Source organism: Floridaenema flaviceps BLCC-F50, from assembly GCF_041929275.2.
Classification (GTDB): Bacteria; Cyanobacteriota; Cyanobacteriia; order Cyanobacteriales; family Aerosakkonemataceae; genus Floridanema; species Floridanema flaviceps.
On sequence record NZ_JBHFNR020000001.1, the window covers coordinates 205388 to 222607 of the forward strand.

At 40.1% G+C, this 17220-nt stretch carries 19 protein-coding genes and 1 tRNA gene; 10 read left to right on the forward strand and 10 right to left on the reverse strand.

The genetic code is table 11. The features are described 5' to 3' along the window. Window positions 1–15: 15 nt before the first annotated feature. Both ACE1CI_RS00965 and ACE1CI_RS00970 read right to left on the reverse strand, forming a co-directional pair. Window positions 16–291 (reverse strand): hypothetical protein, encoded by a 276-nt coding sequence (locus tag ACE1CI_RS00965; RefSeq protein ID WP_413261521.1) that lies wholly within the window; start codon window positions 289–291, stop codon window positions 16–18. A 185-nt stretch (window positions 292–476) separates the two neighbouring features. Beyond that, complete coding sequence (locus tag ACE1CI_RS00970; RefSeq protein WP_413261520.1) at window positions 477–1058, reverse strand: DUF3611 family protein; 582 nt, start codon at window positions 1056–1058, stop codon at window positions 477–479. 156 nt (window positions 1059–1214) lie between these two features. Here ACE1CI_RS00970 and ACE1CI_RS00975 point away from each other — a divergent pair, with 156 nt between their 5' ends. The 3 genes from ACE1CI_RS00975 (at window position 1215) to ACE1CI_RS00985 (ending at window position 2868) form a co-directional block, all read left to right on the forward strand. Next, window positions 1215–1505 carry a hypothetical protein gene (locus ACE1CI_RS00975; protein WP_413261519.1) on the forward strand — a complete coding sequence of 97 codons (291 nt, stop codon included), beginning with the start codon at window positions 1215–1217 and terminating at the stop codon, window positions 1503–1505. A 378-nt stretch (window positions 1506–1883) separates the two neighbouring features. Further along, window positions 1884–2288, forward strand: a complete 405-nt coding sequence (locus tag ACE1CI_RS00980) for a PadR family transcriptional regulator (RefSeq protein ID WP_413261518.1) — start codon at window positions 1884–1886, stop codon at window positions 2286–2288. 43 nt (window positions 2289–2331) lie between these two features. Next, window positions 2332–2868 (forward strand): cofactor assembly of complex C subunit B, encoded by a 537-nt coding sequence (locus tag ACE1CI_RS00985; RefSeq protein ID WP_413261517.1) that lies wholly within the window; start codon window positions 2332–2334, stop codon window positions 2866–2868. Window positions 2869–3388: 520 nt separating this feature from the next. Here the strand turns inward: ACE1CI_RS00985 and ACE1CI_RS00990 are convergent. After that, entirely contained in the window at window positions 3389–3706 is a 318-nt protein-coding gene (locus ACE1CI_RS00990; protein WP_413261516.1) for a DUF3155 domain-containing protein, read from the reverse strand. 437 nt (window positions 3707–4143) lie between these two features. Between ACE1CI_RS00990 and ACE1CI_RS00995 the strand changes: the two genes are divergently transcribed. Continuing rightward, complete coding sequence (locus tag ACE1CI_RS00995; RefSeq protein ID WP_413261515.1) at window positions 4144–5496, forward strand: GAF domain-containing sensor histidine kinase; 1353 nt, start codon at window positions 4144–4146, stop codon at window positions 5494–5496. Window positions 5497–5568: 72 nt separating this feature from the next. Here the strand turns inward: ACE1CI_RS00995 and ACE1CI_RS01000 are convergent, their stop codons facing one another. From ACE1CI_RS01000 to ACE1CI_RS01015, 4 genes are all read right to left on the reverse strand, one after another. Beyond that, window positions 5569–6261, reverse strand: a complete 693-nt coding sequence (locus tag ACE1CI_RS01000) for a hypothetical protein (RefSeq protein ID WP_413261514.1) — start codon at window positions 6259–6261, stop codon at window positions 5569–5571. A gap of 53 nt (window positions 6262–6314) precedes the next feature. Beyond that, window positions 6315–6881, reverse strand: a complete 567-nt coding sequence (locus tag ACE1CI_RS01005; protein ID WP_413261513.1) for a cyclic nucleotide-binding domain-containing protein — start codon at window positions 6879–6881, stop codon at window positions 6315–6317. A gap of 321 nt (window positions 6882–7202) precedes the next feature. Further along, window positions 7203–7967, reverse strand: a complete 765-nt coding sequence (locus ACE1CI_RS01010) for a hypothetical protein (RefSeq protein WP_413261512.1) — start codon at window positions 7965–7967, stop codon at window positions 7203–7205. A 230-nt stretch (window positions 7968–8197) separates the two neighbouring features. Next, a complete protein-coding gene (locus ACE1CI_RS01015; RefSeq protein WP_413261511.1) occupies window positions 8198–8452 on the reverse strand; it encodes an NACHT domain-containing protein in 255 nt (84 codons plus the stop codon). 141 nt (window positions 8453–8593) lie between these two features. Between ACE1CI_RS01015 and ACE1CI_RS01020 the strand changes: the two genes are divergently transcribed. Further along, a complete protein-coding gene (locus tag ACE1CI_RS01020) occupies window positions 8594–8995 on the forward strand; it encodes a response regulator (protein ID WP_413261510.1) in 402 nt (133 codons plus the stop codon). A 22-nt stretch (window positions 8996–9017) separates the two neighbouring features. Here the strand turns inward: ACE1CI_RS01020 and ACE1CI_RS01025 are convergent, their stop codons facing one another. Both ACE1CI_RS01025 and ACE1CI_RS01030 read right to left on the reverse strand, forming a co-directional pair. Further along, window positions 9018–9164, reverse strand: coding sequence for a hypothetical protein (locus ACE1CI_RS01025; protein WP_413261509.1), 147 nt, complete (start codon window positions 9162–9164; stop codon window positions 9018–9020). Window positions 9165–9261: 97 nt separating this feature from the next. Then, window positions 9262–11589, reverse strand: a complete 2328-nt coding sequence (locus ACE1CI_RS01030; protein ID WP_413261508.1) for an NACHT C-terminal helical domain 2-containing protein — start codon at window positions 11587–11589, stop codon at window positions 9262–9264. Window positions 11590–11755: 166 nt separating this feature from the next. On the opposite strand from ACE1CI_RS01030, the gene ACE1CI_RS01035 reads away from it, so the two are divergent. The 5 genes from ACE1CI_RS01035 to ACE1CI_RS01055 all read left to right on the forward strand — a co-directional run bounded on the left by ACE1CI_RS01035 (window position 11756) and on the right by ACE1CI_RS01055 (window position 16888). Continuing rightward, window positions 11756–12082 carry a hypothetical protein gene (locus tag ACE1CI_RS01035; RefSeq protein ID WP_413261507.1) on the forward strand — a complete coding sequence of 109 codons (327 nt, stop codon included), beginning with the start codon at window positions 11756–11758 and terminating at the stop codon, window positions 12080–12082. Between the two features lie 405 nt (window positions 12083–12487). Then, a complete protein-coding gene (locus tag ACE1CI_RS01040; protein ID WP_413261506.1) occupies window positions 12488–12763 on the forward strand; it encodes a hypothetical protein in 276 nt (91 codons plus the stop codon). After that, window positions 12756–13097: a type II toxin-antitoxin system PemK/MazF family toxin gene (locus tag ACE1CI_RS01045; RefSeq protein WP_413261505.1), complete on the forward strand. Its 342-nt coding sequence runs from the start codon at window positions 12756–12758 to the stop codon at window positions 13095–13097. The genes ACE1CI_RS01040 and ACE1CI_RS01045 overlap by 8 nt, the downstream gene beginning before the upstream one ends. A 655-nt stretch (window positions 13098–13752) precedes the next feature. Then, entirely contained in the window at window positions 13753–16782 is a 3030-nt protein-coding gene (sbcC, locus tag ACE1CI_RS01050) for an exonuclease subunit SbcC (RefSeq protein WP_413264671.1), read from the forward strand. Window positions 16783–16816: 34 nt separating this feature from the next. Next, window positions 16817–16888: transfer RNA gene (locus ACE1CI_RS01055), tRNA-Thr, on the forward strand. 10 nt (window positions 16889–16898) lie between these two features. Here ACE1CI_RS01055 and ACE1CI_RS01060 read toward each other — a convergent pair. Then, on the reverse strand, window positions 16899–17210 hold the full coding sequence (locus tag ACE1CI_RS01060; protein ID WP_413264672.1) for a hypothetical protein: 312 nt from the start codon (window positions 17208–17210) through the stop codon (window positions 16899–16901). Window positions 17211–17220 lie beyond the last annotated feature (10 nt).

Below are 17220 nucleotides of genomic sequence, written 5' to 3' on the forward strand. Positions count from 1 at the left end.
CGATCTCTCCATCCCCTACGATTGGATTGTTTCTCTGTTGTGGACGATCGAAAGTTCCTTTGGTTGATTTGGAGATCCTTGAGTGATGCTAGCTGCGTCTGACTCATATTCCCTTTTATTATTTGGTGAGGGTAGCCAGTATCCTAATACACCTGTTAAACCTCCCCAGTATATAGCGGTGTTTGGGTCATTTTTTGCATCGGAAGTACATAGTTTGAAGATACATAAAGCAATCACGATGGTACTAAAAAATACTTGAACGCCAAATTTCCAAGATTCAGAGTTTTTCATAGTAGTATGCCAGAAAACAAAATTAAGGTTTCGTCTATTAATCACTATTAAAGTCTATCCTCCTAAAAAAAATAAGTACCTTTAAGGGTACTCATTTGCTAGAAAATTTTTCGTTCATCAACCCGGTTTTTCAAGTCTTGTTGAGAATGGTGCAATATCTCAGTTTACCTTACTGCCTTCTTGGGCTAGCGGCTAATGCGATCGATCAACCAAAGCGCCACGATAATTCCGGCAAAGTGACCAGCAATAGTATTAATATTTGCTTGTACTGCCAAGATATCTAAAGAACTAATCAGGCGAGAAGGGTCAGCATAGATGGCTGTTTGGACTTGGGAAATTGACCTAGCTGCCAAAGAACCAACGATCGCCCAAGCACCCAAAATAGTTAATAACATTCCTACTAAATTAATTATTAACCCCATGCGGAGGATGGGGATAGTTTCTGCTTTCCGGGGTCGCATACTGGGATTAGATGATTGCAGTTGCTTGCCAATGCGAACATAACGGAAAGCCATGTAAACACCGATACCCAAACTTACAATGCCACAAATTGCCAAAAACACACCAAAACTAGTTCCCGGATTGCCACTGTTGGGATTATTGGTATTAGGTGAACGACTGAAAACAATAAACAATAGTAACACGATTATAGAAATTACACCTAGTACTAACTGAAGCCAGAAACTAGTCCAGCCTGCGATGCGGAAATTTCCGGCTATTTGGCGAATAGCCGCTGGAACTGATGAGGAATCTGATTTATTTGCCATACTGATCAACCTGTTAGCTAATTTAAGATAGAGAAAATTTCTGGTGTGAGAACTTTGCTTATTTATGCGATCGTCAGATTATTTTAGTATTCTCCGATCCGGCTAGAGTAAGTCAACAAACAAAATGTCCATCAACAACAATTTCGATCGCAGCTTATGCCATTTCAGTACCCAAGCAGTTTAGGTCGGCAGTTATTGGCTCGTGGTACTTTGGCTGTTACCTTGGTAGGTAGTTTGGCACTTTACCACCAAAGTGTCTTGACTGATAGGGTAACTTTAGGGCAGAGATACTGGCGAGCTTATGGTACTCATAATCCCATTGCCAGCAGAAATCTGTACTGTAGAAATAAAATTATCCTTAGCAGAACTGATGGTAGGGATAGAAAAGAACAGGGAGAAAAGATACGCCGTTGTTGGCTAAATTTATTTAGAAACAAGAAAATTTAAGAGTTTGAAGAGCTTCTGTTACACCTAGCTTGTAATTGAGCGCTGAAAGTTCATGTTACTTTGTTTTTCTTGGCTCAAAAGATTCTGTCCCTGGCTTTTTGAATCTGCAATTAAACTCTCAATGGCAAGAAAAGCAAAATTATTTTATGAATCTGGTAAGCAGACCAAGAATTGACTGTCTAGAATTGATCGTAATATTCAGCAGTCTCCCATCAGAAAAAATACAATCCGATCGTCATTGATGCTGATACTGATGAGTCACATTAGTCCTGATGGAATTAAGACTAATTGGCGGTTCTGATGAAGAAGAGATCGGGTTGCTGTGGAGCGCTATGCGAATAAAGTAAGAAACAATGGAGTGTTAAGCGGGTTATGCAAATGAAATTTGACGACATTTACCAGTTTTTCGATAATCCTCCGCCGATATATCTCACCAAGGAGTTAGCTGTTTGTTATGTACTTTCTGTGTTAGCACGGGGAGAATCCTACGGAACAGAACTAATTCAGTTGATTGAGACGGAATATCCGGCTTATCGTCTTTCCGATACGGTACTCTACAGTGCTTTAAAGTTTTTGGAAGAGGAACAGGCGATTAGCGGTTACTGGAAAAAGGTGGAAGGGCGGGGTCGTCCCCGGAGGATGTACCGCATTAAACCGGACTGGCGAGAACAGGCGCAAAATTTAGCGGGGCTTTGGCATGATTATGCCAGCAAAAATCACCAGCCTGGTGAATATGTCGGTAACAATCGGGAAGCGGTGCGGGAGGTTTCAGAGAGGACGTAAATTTATGTAAAGTAAAAGATACTTCTCTGATTGTTTTTCCAGCATGAGTACGACGATTCTTTCTTCAACTTTGCTGCTTACGGTATTGTTAGCGATCGGGCTATTCTTCTTTATCAGGGCTTCTGTAAAGGATAGGACACAGGTAATTCAGTTGATGTCAACAGAGCCAACTGATTCGCTTTTAGCTCAATTGCAGCAGTATTTTACGCAGAGATCCTATAAGGTCGTCGCCATAGATGCCACTCAAAACCAAGTAACTTTTGCCGGATTCGTGCGTCCAAGTTGGTTTTTAGCTGTTTTCTTGACCTTTTTGGCGGCGATCGGAATTCTTTGCTTGGTTTTGGTGTTGTCGTTTCTGTTTCCCCAGATAGGTTTGCTGTTTTTGGGTTTGGAACTGTTGTCACCTATCGCAGGTATGTTCTACTGGCAAAAAGCTGGTCGTCAAGAGCAGGTTTCGCTGAAGTTGGAGAGTGCAGCGACAGAAAGTACCCAAGAAACACAGAATTTAATTACTGTGACTGGGCATCGAGATGAACTATCGGTTTTGCGAGAAACTTTGGGCTGGCAACAAGTTTCGTGAATGCCCTCTTAGAGATGTTACGACCTTAAGGCGGTTTGAAATCGCTACTAGGTAATAGGTAGTGGGTAGTGGGATTCCTACTACCCATTACTTGTATGACGAAATATAACCCCATTCAAACCTTAGCTTGAATGGGGTTAATTTAAGATTTCATTTAGCTTATCTGTTGCCTAATTCTGGTTTATTAGTTATTTAAGCAGCTGAATTTTCAACTATAGACAGTTTTGACTGTCCTATTGTGATGCCAGCTTTGCTCAAACAACTAATGTATTGTCAAGAGAATCCTCACAAGTTTTCTTTTTTGAGATCGCCTTGGACATTTCTATCCTTTCGGATATGGGTATGGGTAACAGGGCTACTAAATAACGCAATTACAACCGCTATTGACCCTTTATGATTAACTCCATACCCAGGCTACGTATTTTTTACCACTCAGCTAATTCTGGCTTACTAAAGGCTGAATAGCAGAATTTTAGAAGAAAATTTTGGCTATTCTACCAAACTATTACCAAGTTATGACTCAGACTGACACTGTAGCCAGTTGGGGTTTTTCGTTAGGGTGTTCTAATTCCCTTAAGCTGGGGAACAGGAAATGGTTTTCTTCCACGTACTGCGCCCCAAATAAACCCTTTTCCGCCCAGAAGTACCGATCTGTAGTATGCTCGTTGCGTTTCACTAGCAGTAGCGCGGGTGGTAAAATTCCTTCGGCTTGAATAAATTTTCGTGCCGCCGTTACAGGTTTTTCTTGCCCACTTTCGATGCTATATTGAGGCACGTGCTCAAGAATCCTCCGGCCTTCTTGGCGACGACGACTTTTCCGCTTCCGTCTCCTTGCCAAGCTATCTACCTCCTCTTTAAGGGAACAATTGTAATGATATTTACAAAACCGTCGCAAGTATATCGGCTTGAGTAAAAAAAATCAAGTTTTATTAACTCTTTGATACAAAAGTTTCAGCGAATACAGTGGATAATGGAAAGCTTTGATGAAGATGGGTCGAAAAGGTAGAATAATCAGGGGATTTGTGGTAAGGGGCGAACGGTAAGTGTGGGAGAAACAGTCTGTGGAGGGAAGTCTCCCGGTGAAAGGGTTGGAGATGATGGTGGGAAGGTCATAATAATGTTATGTGAAGTGAGAAAAGATGCGTTTGGGATCTGATGATTGCCTAAACTGGATATACTAAGCTCTTCACACCTGATGCCCCAGGAAAACTAGCTATGGTTAGTTAGGGCAATTAGCTCGAGCAAACTATTATTGATTTTATAGGCCGATCTGCTATGTTGATGCCTGCCAGTTCAGAATTCGTAACTCTTTGTCAAGCGCAGGTTGATTTGTTGAGGCAATCGTTGGGTGCGGCTTTGAGTGTGGTGTATGTGACGGAAGATGTGGTGGAGAACCAGACTAAGTTAATTCCGATCGTGAGTTACCCGAAGGCTGGGGTAATTTGGGAGGAACAACGATCGCTAAGTTTGTTACCTACCCAATTGCAAAGAATGAGTGCTCAACGGCGCTTACCTGCGGCTGTGGGTGAGGATGGGTTGATTTTGGATCAGTGGGCGAAGGATGAGGGTAAGGGTAATTTTCTGGCGCAACAGAGACAGGTTGTTTTCCCTCTGATACATGAAGAGGTGGTGATGGGTTTGTTGGTGACTAGTCGGGGGGATAGGGCTTGGAATGAGTCGGAGAGGAGTCAGATTGAGGAAATTGCTCAAACGATCGCGATCGCTTGTATTTTAGACCAACGTTCGCAATGGTTGGAACACAGATTTAGCGAACAACAACGTTTGCAAGCTCAACAAAATGATTTGTTACATAATCTTTTACATCAGTTACGAAATCCTTTGACGGCGTTAAGGACTTTTGGGAAGTTGCTGGTGAAAAGGTTGGGTTTGAATGATAAGAATGGGGAGTTTGCGGCTAATATTTTACGGGAGAGCGATCGGATTCAAGATTTGTTGCAACAGTTCGATCGGGTGATTGATTTAACTGATGATTTAAATGAGCCGCAACCGGATGGATTTTTGGATAATTTGTTGACGATTTCTCCGGTTGAGTCGAAGGTGGAAACAGAGAAGGCGAAGAATGTTAAGCAACCTTTGCTGTTGTTACCGGAGTCGGGGTTGATGGAAATTCCGAGTTTGTCGGCTTGTTCTTTGGTGCAGGTTTTAGATTCGGTTTTGGCGGCGGCTTTTGCGATCGCACAGGAAAGAAATTTAACTTTTAAAGCGGAAATTCCTGAGAATTTACCAACTATAAAATGTGATAGTAAGGCTTTAACGGAAGTGTTGAGTAATATTTTAGATAATGCTTTGAAATATACGCCTTCTGGGGGCAAAATTTTTGGAGAAATTAAACGGAAAAAGACGGCTGATGGTAAGTTTTTGGGTGTGGCGGTGAGTGATAATGGTGCAGGTATTCCTCCGCAAGATTTAGAGCATTTGTTTGAAAGGGGTTTTCGGGGCGAAAAAGAAAAGACGGAAATTCCGGGGACTGGTTTGGGTTTGGCGATCGCACAGGAATTAACCCAACAAATGCAGGGAAAAATTGAGGTTTTTAGTCCAGCTAAACATCCAAAAATCAAGCAATCAGGAACAACTTTTATTGTCTGGCTACCAGAGTTTAGCGAGTAACATAAGGTTCGTTGTGAACACTTCAGTGTTCTCTTGGAACACTGAAGTGTTCACAACAGACAAATTTAAGATTTATCTAAGGACTAAATCTGAGTTTAGCGTTAGGGTGAAGTCACTGTTAGGAAATATGGTAATAATTGTGGCTTTTTCTTGATTGCGAAATGCGCCAATTAATTCAGCCGAAGAACCGAAACCAGAATTTAATACTACTTCTTGAGAAGCAATAATTGGGTTTCCTGAAATAGCTGCAAAAGCGGCTGCTGCTGCTGTACCTAAAGCGGAATTTTTCACTATTCTGTCAACTCTTTGATTTTTAGAAATTTCGGAAGTTCTATCAATAATTCTCGAACTAGCGCTAATTTCAATTCTTTTTCCATCTGATAAAACTAACTGTTTGGCAACGAATTGAGCAGTTTTTTGGTCTTGAATTGTCACTAATTCGCCAACAATTTGACTACCCGCAGGAATTAAGGAATTGGCATTAAAAGAGGAGACATTTCTAGCTAAACTTAAAGTTAAAGGAATTGGCCCAGGTTCATTAGGGGAAACTAAAATTTTCTTAGCTACATCGTATCTTACTGGAAGTGTTGTCCCGGCTGGAATGCGGACGGCTATTTGTCTTTGTGGGGTTTCTTCTTGCTGTAAGTTAGTATTATTTTGGGCAAAGTTAGGAGATGGTAAAACTAAAGATATTGTCGCAGCAACATTAATCGACAAGGCAATTAATAGAGCTTTTTTTGATGTAACAAAACTGCAATTATACATAAATTGCTCTCGATAGAATTCTTTTTAATGATTTTACTACTAATTTGATTTAGTTAATCATTGTTTTGGGGAATTATAGGTTTAAATTGGTTGGTTCTCAGCCGTCTAATTATCCAATCAAATCTGGCTCTAGCGAGGGTAATGTTTTCTAAAAGATGGGGATGCAGTTGATCTAATTCTACTTCTTCGGCTTGAGCTTTACCGTAGCCTAATTGACTGACTAAACCACGCATTCTCAGGGAAAGTAGAATGGCTAAGGCACGGTAAAAACGGGAAGCAAAGCTAATATCAAATTGTAGTTTGGTGGCTAATTCTCGACGGGGAATGGACAAAACTAAAGACTTTTCTGAAGAGGTAACTGTGGCGGATGGGGGACGAAAATCTATGAAAGACATTTCTCCGACTACTTCGCCGCTGGTAAGTGTAGCAATTTCTTTACCACCAAGGGCGGAAATAGAAACTCTTAAAGTTCCTTCTAAGAGAATGTAGATGGCATCTACGGGTTTTCCTTCTTCAATGAGTGTGGTGTTAGCTGTAATTTCTTGCCATTTACTGGTTTGAATTATCCAGTCAACATCGTCATCACTGAGTTCTCCCAAAATTAAGAAAACTTTTTGCATAATTAAATTCCTGGTACACTGCTAAAGGGATAGTTAAATAATCTCTTAAGCACCCTAATTAAGCAATTAAAAATTGACAATTCACTATTCAAAATGAAGATATTTAAAGATAGTACCCCTTCTGCAACATGGATAATGCTGTCGCTCGGCACGATCGCCGATCGCATCTTGCTTTATTAGGATACAAGATTATTGCCAAGGTATGTTGTCTTGTATAAGTTTGCAGTTTTCTAGGTAAGGTGTCAATCAATGTTTTATACAAAAAAGCGATCGCTATTACAAATTGTAGAGCGATCGCTTTTTTTGGAGAAACCTGTACATCTAGATGCCTCGGTTGTACCCAGGATTAGAATTTGGGTTATTGTAACCGGGGTTATTGTAACCTGGGTCGCTATAACCTGAACTATAACCTGGAGCACGTCCAAAGGAATTGACGACTAAATCTGAGTTTAATCTAAGATCGAGGTCGCTGTCTGGATCGATGATTACAACTCTATTGGATCTGTTGCGTCCTCCTAAAAGTAACCCGCCTACAGTACCTACCCCTGTACCTGCGAGAACTTCTAATGCGTCGATGCGGCGATCGCCTGTAACGCCAGCGATTAAAGCGCCAGCAGCAGAACCTACAGCCGCACCTGCTAAGAGGCTGGTAAGGTCTCTACCTTTGCGAACTTCTTCTGTTCTGGTAATTACGTCGGAGGAAGCGTTGATCGATCGGCGTTCTCCACTAGGTAAAATTAAATCTCTAGCTACAAATTGAGAGCCACCACTTGCGGGTCGTAATTGTCCTGTAACTTGACTTCTAGCAGGAATTAAGATTTGCCCATCACGAGAAACCACATCGCGATCGACACTCAGAGTTAAATTAGTAGTTTCATTAGGAGAAACCACAATTTTTTCTGCTGAATCATATCTAACTTGAATCGCAGTTCCCGCAGGAATTCTGTAATTACCTCTTTGACTAATTGAATCTCGATATTGTGCTGATGCAGGAGAAGCAATTAAAATTGGTGCGGTTGCAGAAGCACTCATTCCCAAAGCAACTATTAGCGCAGTTGTTGATTTCCAGTTGCGAATTTTAAACATTCTTTAGCACCCTCCTGGGGTTTCTCTTGTTAAACTTTATGACGCTGATTTAAAAGGTTTGTTTCCGATATTTTTTAGATTGATGCACAAGAGAGTTTATAGCGCTAATTTTAGGATAACAAGGTTAGGAATGAGGTACATCAACCATTTGGGTTATAACTATTTACAGATTTTGTTTGGTTTGGATTCGGTATTTTTATTAGGAATGGTAAAGACGTGGGTTTGAGGGTTTAGTTCCTGTGATTTGGGAAATTTGATTTTAATTGATGAGTTAAGACAATTGCTATAAATTTGATTTCGGCAAACTCTCGTAAGGTGATAAAGATGGGTACTAAGTTGGTGAAATTTTCGCCATAGATACATTGGATAGCGAGATATTTTAAAAATGTGGTTTTACCGGAACCTGGTTTTCCCAAAACCATCAGTTTTGGATAACGTTCAACTGCTTTTAGACCAGGGACTCTTTCTTTAATAATTCTACTCATTTTCAGTATCTATTTCGCTAAACTTTTGTAAATTTTGCTGGCGAATTCATCTAAGCCAAACATTACGCAAACATTACGCAAACATCGGTTTGTAATGCTGGTGTAAACTGGATTTGAAACAATTCTATCGGGAAATTTGTTATGGCAACCGTTCTGCTCGTTGAAGATGATCCGATAAACGTTAAAGTTTTCTCTAAGATGCTCACTAAGCTAGGGGGTTTAATGGTACGCCACACGGAAAATGTGGAAGAGGTAATCCAAATTGCCCAGTCTGGGGAAGTAGATCTGATTATTATGGATCTTGCTCTGAAGAACAGCTGGTATGAAGGAAAATTTATTCATGGTTTTGCAATAACTCAAATGCTGAAAGCTGATTCGAGAACGGCTAATTTGCCCGTAATTTTGGTGACAGCTAATTGTGGTGAGACACACAGGGAAAACTTTTTGGAAATAAGCGGTGCAGATGGCTATATCCTTAAACCAGTGGTAGATTATCAAGACTTTGTGGATCGGATTCGATCGATGATACTAAACAGGGGATAAACTATTGATCCGATCGCCAATATTATGCTAACCGATGATACAACAATTGCGATCGCACTCTCTCCATTTCCCAATTTTCTGAGTTTACGCAGGCTTTAAAGCTGATAGCAGAGGAGTTTTTGGAGATGTGCGATCGACCAGTCGAATTTGATTCTAATAATTTATTCAATCTAATCCGCGATTTTGTAAATAACGAATTTCAACCACAAATGACTGAACAAATGGTGAATTAAGCGAAGTTTTTAGTAACTTATCCGCTACATCTGTTATAGATTTGGTTTGGGATATTTTTCAATTTCGGAGATGGGTAATAGTAAGGTGTCTTCGATATATTGTCGGACTTCTCGACTGACGTAGCAATCGCTGTTTAGGCATTTTGCTAGTAATTTATTAGCCTCATAATATTGATTTAGTAAATCTTCTTGCTGTTCGTTGAACTGCCAATCATGACCTATGTTACGATACTTAATTATTTGTTTTCTTAATTGCTCAGTCCATGCTTTACCGTTAGCTTGCCACCACTGATTAAAGTTCTCTACCCCATCATCTGAATTAGGCGGTTGCTTTTTAAGTATAACTATTGATTGCGGCAAAGCATTTTCAGGTTTTAAGTTACAAATAAAGTCGAAAATATGGTCAATATTGAGGCAACTTGGTTCAGCATTTTCCTGTATATTTTTAAATTGTTCCAAGTTCAGAGATGTACTTCCAAAAATAATAGACCAGTTAAGCATAAAAATCAGCAAGTAATCGATATAGCATTCAGTAGGTATACCCAAGGATGAGGGATCAAGAATATTTGCAAGTTCATTGATAATAGGAATATAAGTAAAAAGAAGTGTTGAGATCAATTTAAAAGTATGCCAAAAGTAAACAGCACGAGTAACTACTTGCTTTTGATCAACCTCAACTAAAAGGGATTTCTGATTCACCCATATTAAAAATTGCTGTAAATTATCATCGACAGCTACAATTTCATCAACTTTTTCTTTCATTAACAACAACAAACGGTCAGCATTTGGCGACATCTCTACTGCCAGCAAAAAAACTTCTCGCCAGCGTTTTTCTCTCATTTGGCTGACCAAGCTTTTTAACGCTACTTCTGATGACTGCTCAACAGTAATAAACTCTCTAGCAGTGAAATACTCATGAAATGTCAAATGAGAAAAGGAATAAATTCCTTTAGCTCTTTCTACTAATAAACCATGTTGGGCTTCAATTGACTTTAAAACTTTTTCACTGTCCAACTGCAACGTTTCTGGATCTGTGCTGGCATCCGGTAAGTTACGTATATATTCTATAATGTATTGTTCAGCAACTTTTTGTTTAAAGAAATAGTCGGAACGTTCAAATGTATTCAGAGCAATTTTGCTGAGTAAATCTTCTTTACGTTGAACTGATAGCTTTTCGTAAACTTGATCGCGGTAGATTCCCCGTTTAGCATCCCATTTTTTTAGTAAAGCATCTATTCCTTCTTCGTAAAGTAGGGAACGATTAGGTGGAAAATGTCCTGATTCCTCAAATACTAAACAAAGCAATGTTAGAAGTAATGGATTTGTTGCTAGTTGATTAATTCTCCAATTTTCTTCGATACGTTTCAGGAAATTCTCAGCTTTTACAGCTTTATTGTTAAACCAGTTTTTCGCAAACGTAGCAATTTGTTCATCATCAAAATCAGCTACTTCTACCTCGGAAAACTTCTCAAAGGTATATTCCTTTGCTGCAATACGACAAGTCATGACAAAGCGATTGTTACGAAACTGGTCAGAAAAGCCTCGGATTTCCTTTAAAACTCGTTGGCTGTCCTCTTCTCTAACTTCATCTAATCCATCGAGTAAAACTAATGCCTTATTGTTTTGAAATATTTCAACAACCTGATTATCTGTAACCTCGCAATTGACTAATTGCTGGCTAATGTATTCCAGTAATCTTGGTTTATTGGTAGCTTCAGCAAAGTCTTTGAGAGTGATAAAAATTGGTACTAGTTCAGCCTTAAATTTACCCTCGATAGACTGAATCGCTAAATACTTTAAAAATGTTGTTTTACCTGCACCTGGCTTTCCCAGAATCATTAATTTAGAATATTTTTCCACAGCCTCTAATCCGGGAACCTGTTTTTCTTTTATTTTGCCTAATCCGAATCGCTCAAAATCTCCAGAGTTAGATTCTTCGAGTAATTCAGAAATTTCTTTACGCCTGCGTCCTGTAATTTTTTCTAGAATGTTGACGTTAGTGTAAATATCATTTAATCCAATAGGTTGAGTCATGTCTAGTACACGCATTGTGCCGCAGCGTTCTTGAATGATGGGTTTTATTTTTTGACGTACTTCTTGGACTAAGTTATCAATATAACTATCTGACTGTTGATTCTCTTCTATTAAGTCATATTTAACTATTTCATTCTCATTCAATTTGAGTTGAGAGCAGATTTTTCTAAAATATTCGCCATCAATACGATTACCGCTTAATAAACTCGCAATTGTGGCGCGACTACAACCAACACAATCTGCTAAATAAGATTGTGCCCATTTCTTTTTTTTCAGCATAGTTCTGATTTTTTCGATTCCTTCTGAAGATGCTTGGATTCTTTTCATTAACATAAGCCCATAAAAGTTTAGCTTTTAAAGTTATTATATTAAGGTAAATTTTATAACTCTGACAACTCTTACATAAAGTCTTACATAAAGTCTTACAGTTACTCAGACAACATCCCAAGCTATGAATGCCAAACTGTAATTGTCCAGTTTTTAAGTGATGATTATGCAAACTACACAAACAACCTATAAAGAGCTTTACTTCAATGGTCATTTAGTGCGATTGTTCAAAACAGCAGAAAGTATTATGCTAACTGCTGTAGACTTACTTTCTGCCCTTGAACTCAGCCCATCTATTTCTACGAAAATTCCTGACGAATTTAAGGGTTTAGGTGCTGTTGATAAAGATGATAGTGGTCAGTTTTACCTTTGGAAACATCAAGTTTTGACAGTAAAGCAAGACGGGTTGTTAGATGTCCTTTATTTTGCCAAACGGAAGACAGCACTGCAATTCCTAAAATGGTTTTATGAAGAGGCGTTACCTTCTATCTAAAACGAATAGAATTCGCAGCTACACAGACGAAACCCGCCTGCGCGGGTTTTTTGTTTATTTTTTAAATTGTGGACTGGTGGGCTTTGTCTAATTGTTTAATGTAGGGGCGAAGCATTTGGGCGACAAATTTTGCAACTCACAAAAGATTCTTGTACCCAAATGCTTCGCCCTCCCCCGCAGATAACCTGTATTTACAATCTTTCGTCAAGACAGGGCGAAGCATTCGGATATTCATATTTTGGTTGAGTTACGTAAATTGTCGCCCGAATGCTTCGCCCCTACAAAATTTCTGTCCGATACGCTATTTCACATTTGCCAAAAGTTTGTTGAGTCGATCGCACCCACCCCACCCAATTTAATATAGTAAAGTGCCTCATATTCTCCCCAAACTACCAACTAACACCGATGACAAAAACCGAAATTTTACAAGCACTCAAGCAAATGACAACTGATGAACGCTTAGAAATTATCGAAGCAGCTTCGATAATGATGCGGGAAGAGATAGCAGAAAAAGCCAAACGCAAAGCTGAGAGAGAGGAAAAACTTGCTGCTGCTGTTCAGGATGCAATTCCTGATTATATGCCAGGAGGTTGCTTATACGATCTTTGGTCGCCTGAGAGTGAACCATATTATAAAAGTGAGGATGAAATTCCCGGTGGTGGACTAGAAAAAAATGCTTAGGGGTGAAATTTGGTTAGTTACACTTGATCCTACTGTGGGTGCTGAAATACGTAAAACTCGCCCAGCAGTAATCATCAGTGATGATGGAATTGGAATTTTACCTCTTAAAGTTACCGTCCCGATTACTGTATGGCAAGATCGATATATTAATAGAGATTGGATGGTGCGAATTGAACCTAGCGCCGAAAATAATCTCACAAAAACCTCAGCAGTAGATACTTTTCAAGTCCGTTCACTTTCCCAAGAAAGATTTATTCGTCAGATAGGAATCCTTCCCGAAACAACTATGGAAGAAATTAGCACCGCCTTAGCAATTGTTCTAAATATTAACTAATAATTTAATTTGCTAGTTACATAAATTGTTGGTTAGATCCCCCCTAACCCCCCTTACCAAGGGGGGAACCGGATTCAAAGTCTCCCGCTTACAAAAAAGGGAACCGGATTCAAAGTCTCCCGCTTACAAAAAAGGGAACCGGATTCAAAGTCTCCCGCTTACAAAAAAGGGAACCGGATTCAAAGTCTCCCGCTTACAAAAAAGGGAACCGGATTCAAAGTCTCCCGCTTACAAAAAAGGGAACCGGATTCAAAGTCGCCCTCTTACAAAAAAGGGAACCGGATTCAAAGTCGCCCTCTTACAAAAAAGGGAACCGGATTCAAAGTCTCCCGCTTACAAAAAGGGGGAACCGGATTCAAAATTCAAAGTCCCCCTTGGTAAGGGGGATTTAGGGGGATCTAAAACTTCTGGGCTAATAACTAGCAACTTACGTTAATAAGTAGGTGTAAATAAATAAAGTGAAAATAGTTATTTATCAATGGGGCGGGCAAGATGCCCACCCCACAAGATTTTTAGCTTTCTTGTGGGGTGGGCATCTTGCCCGCCTTTGTTTTACTTTATTTAGATCTACCTACTTAGTTTTACAATTTAACTATGCAAAAGTGCAAATGTACTGGTATTAATAAAGAAAGAAAGGTACGGCGAAACAGCCTGCATGATTCCTCTACAACTCTCATTAACAAACTTCCTCAGCTATCGTAAAGCAACCCTGGATTTTCGGGGATTGCATACCGCTTGCATTTGTGGCGCAAATGGGGCGGGAAAATCTTCCCTTTTAGAAGCTATCACTTGGGCGATTTGGGGCGAAAGTCGGGCGGCGACTGAAGATGATGTCATCCACTCTGGCGCGGATGAGGTTCATGTGATTTTCGTTTTTGAACATCAAGATGCAGTTTATCGCGTTTTGCGATCGCGTCGCCGAGGCGGAGGCGCAACTTTAGAATTCCAGGTACAAACCCCTACAGGTTATCGCGCTTTAACCGAACGGGGAATGCGTTCAACTCAGCAATTAATTTCCGAACACCTGAGATTAGATTACGATACTTTTATTAATTCCGCTTATTTGCGTCAAGGTCGAGCCGATGAATTCATGCTCCGAAAACCCACTGAACGCAAACAAATTTTAGCAGATTTACTGAAACTAAGTCAATATGAAGAATTAGCGGAAAAAGCCAAAGATTTATCCCGTCAATTTAAAGGACAAGCGGATCAAATTCAGCAGGATTTAGACAGAATTAAAATTCAGTTACAGCAGCGAGATGTCATTGCTCAAGAACAAGCGATCGTAGAAGCTCAAATCAACACTCTCCAACAAGCCCAAGCTGCTGATAATCATGAATTGCAAAGGTTACAAGCTCTACAACATCAGCGCAAAACTTGGGAACAACAACTAACTTGGCAACAACAACAATATCAGAATCTCCGGGGAGATATTGAACGACTCCAGCAAGATTTGGCGAGTAGTCAACAGCAACAAAAAGATTTAGAAAATCTCCTGAGTCAGGAAGCAGAAATTACTGCTGGTTATGCTCAGTTTCAAAACTTACAATCTCAGGAAGAAGCTTTAGCCGGAAAATTTCAAGCCCATCAAAAAGCAGTTGAACAAAAGCGCAAGTTACAAGAACAACAAACCGGGGTAATTAACGAATTAAATCTGCAATTGCGTCAGATACAAACGCAGTTGCAAGAGTTAGATAAACAGGAACAACAAAACCAACAAATCTTAAATCAAACTGGCGAAGTTGAAGCAGCTTTAGCGAAATTACAACAGGCGCGAATTCGCTTAAATCAATTGGATGAATTGCAATTGCAAGTTAGTCCTTTGTTACAGCGTCGTCAACAGTTGCAAAACCAGATCGATCGCACTCATGCTAAACTCAGCGCCAGGTTAGACGAAATCTCCGCTTCCGCTTACCAATTGCAAGCACAGCAGCAACGTCAACCAAAATTGCAACAAGCAGTCATGGAAGTGGCGACGCAAATCGATCAGTTGGAGAAAAAGCGGGTTTACCAACAGCGCGTGCAGGAGAAAGGTTTAGAAAGACGCAGCTTTATGGAGCGTCTGCAAGAAAATCAGAGGGGATGTGAGCAAAAACTCGGAGAATTGCAGCAAAAAATCGATATGTTGCAAAATCCTGATGCAATTTGCCCATTGTGCGATCGCCCCCTCGACGAACACCACTGGAATCGAGTCGTTCACAAAACTCAAAACGAACACCAAGAAATTCAGCAAGAGTTTTGGGTAATCCGAGAGCAATTAGCAGTCTGCGAACGAGAAATCCAGGTACTTCGGGGAGAATATCGTCAATTATCCCAAGAATTAGCTCCTTATGATAATTTACGGGAACAAAGAGGAGAATTGCAAGCCCAACTTCAGGCGACAGGCGACGTACAACAACGTTTGCAACAAATGAGGGCGGAAGTTGAGCAACTTGAGCGATCGCTAGCCACTGGAAATTATGCCACAGAAGTCCAGCAAGAACTGCGTCAACTAGAGCAAGAGTTACAAAACCTGAGCTACGATGAGAAAAACCACGCTTTAGCCCGAAATGAAGTCGAAAGATGGCGTTGGGCGGAAATTAAGCAGGATAGAATCAAAGAAGCGCAACGTCGTCAAACGCAAATTACCGCCAGAAGACCTGAACTTCACGCCGAAATCGCCGAAATTCAAAGCCAAATCGAGCAACAACAAACTGATTCCGAATTATCGCGTCAAATTGCCGCAATTAACCAAAAAATAGCCGAAATTGCTTACAAAGAAAGCGAGTACAACTCTGTAAGAACTGCGGTGCGTCAAGCGCGGAATTGGGAAATGCGCTATCAACAATTAGCAACGGCGCAACAACAATATCCGCAAATTCGCCAACGCTGTCAAGAGTTAGCGGGAGTGTGGGAAGTGCGATCGCAAGACGTAGAAACTGCTAACCTACAAATTAACAATATCATCAAACAATTAGAGCAAATTCCCAACACAATCAATGAAATTCAAACATTAGAACAGCAGATGCAATGGCGAAAATTGCAATTAGAAGAACAACTGCGCCAAATGGGAAGTTTGCAACAACAATTACAGCATTTAGAAGTCCTAAATCAACAATATCAAGCGCAAAATTCCCAATTACAACAAGCGAAACGTCAATACAAAGTACATAGCTCTTTAGCTGAAGCCTTCGGTAAAAAAGGCATTCAAGCATACATGATTGAAAACATTTTACCACAATTAGAAGCCGAAACAAACTCTTTATTGGCGAGACTTACAGGGAATCAATTGCACGTTCAATTCGTCACTCAAAGAGCAGGAAAAAGCGGTAGAACATCATCTAAAAAAGAAGTAAAAATGATTGATACCCTGGATATTTTGATCGCAGATGCACGGGGTACTCGTGCTTACGAAACATATTCGGGTGGCGAAGCATTTCGGATTAACTTTTCCATTCGTTTAGCATTAGCAAGACTGCTAGCGCAACGTGCAGGAACAGCCTTACAAATGCTAATTGTAGACGAAGGTTTTGGAACACAAGATCAGGAAGGGTGCGATCGCCTAATTGCGGCGATAAATGCGATCGCCAACGACTTCGCCTGCATCCTCACCGTCACCCATATGCCATACTTCAAAGAAGCCTTCCAAGCGCGAATCGAAGTCAACAAAACTCCCAACGGTTCCCAGTTAAGATTATCGATGTAAATTTTCGGGAAGTTGTGATATAATTAATAATTGTGCCGATATAGCTCAGTGGTAGAGTAGCTGATTCGTAATCAGTTGGTCGTGGGTTCAAATCCCACTATCGGCTTTTAAATTTTCTACAACTCTTCTCCAGTAATTCTGGAATAGCGAACACTAAGCAAGCATTCTTCTGATTCTGCAAAGTAGTTTGATACAAGATAGGCTCTAAGAGCCAAATAGCGTTCAACAAGATTTGCATGGTTAGACCAATTGTCATTAACACATTCAGGATCTAGAAGTGTCTTATCTTCTGGTATCCATTGCCACTTAGCATCTTTGTCTCGAATATTTTCCCTGGTATGATACCAATCGTTGTCAAAAACTGTCTCAAAACAATCTAAGAAATGAAGTGTTTTATACAATAAATCCTTATCGAAGTCGTTATTCATTCTTAATACT

Bases quoted from the DNA above. Each gene is read 5' to 3' on its own strand.
- ACE1CI_RS01030 (WP_413261508.1), bottom strand. From the start codon at position 11,589: ATGAAAAGAATCCAAGCATCTTCAGAAGGAATCGAAAAAATCAGAACT.
- ACE1CI_RS01060 (WP_413264672.1), bottom strand. From the start codon at position 17,210: ATGAATAACGACTTCGATAAGGATTTATTGTATAAAACACTTCATTTC.
- ACE1CI_RS01020 (WP_413261510.1), top strand. From the start codon at position 8,594: ATGGCAACCGTTCTGCTCGTTGAAGATGATCCGATAAACGTTAAAGTT.
- ACE1CI_RS00965 (WP_413261521.1), bottom strand. From the start codon at position 291: ATGAAAAACTCTGAATCTTGGAAATTTGGCGTTCAAGTATTTTTTAGT.
- ACE1CI_RS01045 (WP_413261505.1), top strand. From the start codon at position 12,756: ATGCTTAGGGGTGAAATTTGGTTAGTTACACTTGATCCTACTGTGGGT.
- ACE1CI_RS01035 (WP_413261507.1), top strand. From the start codon at position 11,756: ATGCAAACTACACAAACAACCTATAAAGAGCTTTACTTCAATGGTCAT.
- ACE1CI_RS00975 (WP_413261519.1), top strand. From the start codon at position 1,215: ATGCCATTTCAGTACCCAAGCAGTTTAGGTCGGCAGTTATTGGCTCGT.
- sbcC (WP_413264671.1), top strand. From the start codon at position 13,753: ATGATTCCTCTACAACTCTCATTAACAAACTTCCTCAGCTATCGTAAA.
- ACE1CI_RS01000 (WP_413261514.1), bottom strand. From the start codon at position 6,261: ATGTATAATTGCAGTTTTGTTACATCAAAAAAAGCTCTATTAATTGCC.
- ACE1CI_RS00980 (WP_413261518.1), top strand. From the start codon at position 1,884: ATGAAATTTGACGACATTTACCAGTTTTTCGATAATCCTCCGCCGATA.
- ACE1CI_RS01010 (WP_413261512.1), bottom strand. From the start codon at position 7,967: ATGTTTAAAATTCGCAACTGGAAATCAACAACTGCGCTAATAGTTGCT.
- ACE1CI_RS00970 (WP_413261520.1), bottom strand. From the start codon at position 1,058: ATGGCAAATAAATCAGATTCCTCATCAGTTCCAGCGGCTATTCGCCAA.
- ACE1CI_RS01015 (WP_413261511.1), bottom strand. From the start codon at position 8,452: ATGAGTAGAATTATTAAAGAAAGAGTCCCTGGTCTAAAAGCAGTTGAA.
- ACE1CI_RS00995 (WP_413261515.1), top strand. From the start codon at position 4,144: ATGTTGATGCCTGCCAGTTCAGAATTCGTAACTCTTTGTCAAGCGCAG.
- ACE1CI_RS01005 (WP_413261513.1), bottom strand. From the start codon at position 6,881: ATGCAAAAAGTTTTCTTAATTTTGGGAGAACTCAGTGATGACGATGTT.
- ACE1CI_RS01040 (WP_413261506.1), top strand. From the start codon at position 12,488: ATGACAAAAACCGAAATTTTACAAGCACTCAAGCAAATGACAACTGAT.
- ACE1CI_RS00985 (WP_413261517.1), top strand. From the start codon at position 2,332: ATGAGTACGACGATTCTTTCTTCAACTTTGCTGCTTACGGTATTGTTA.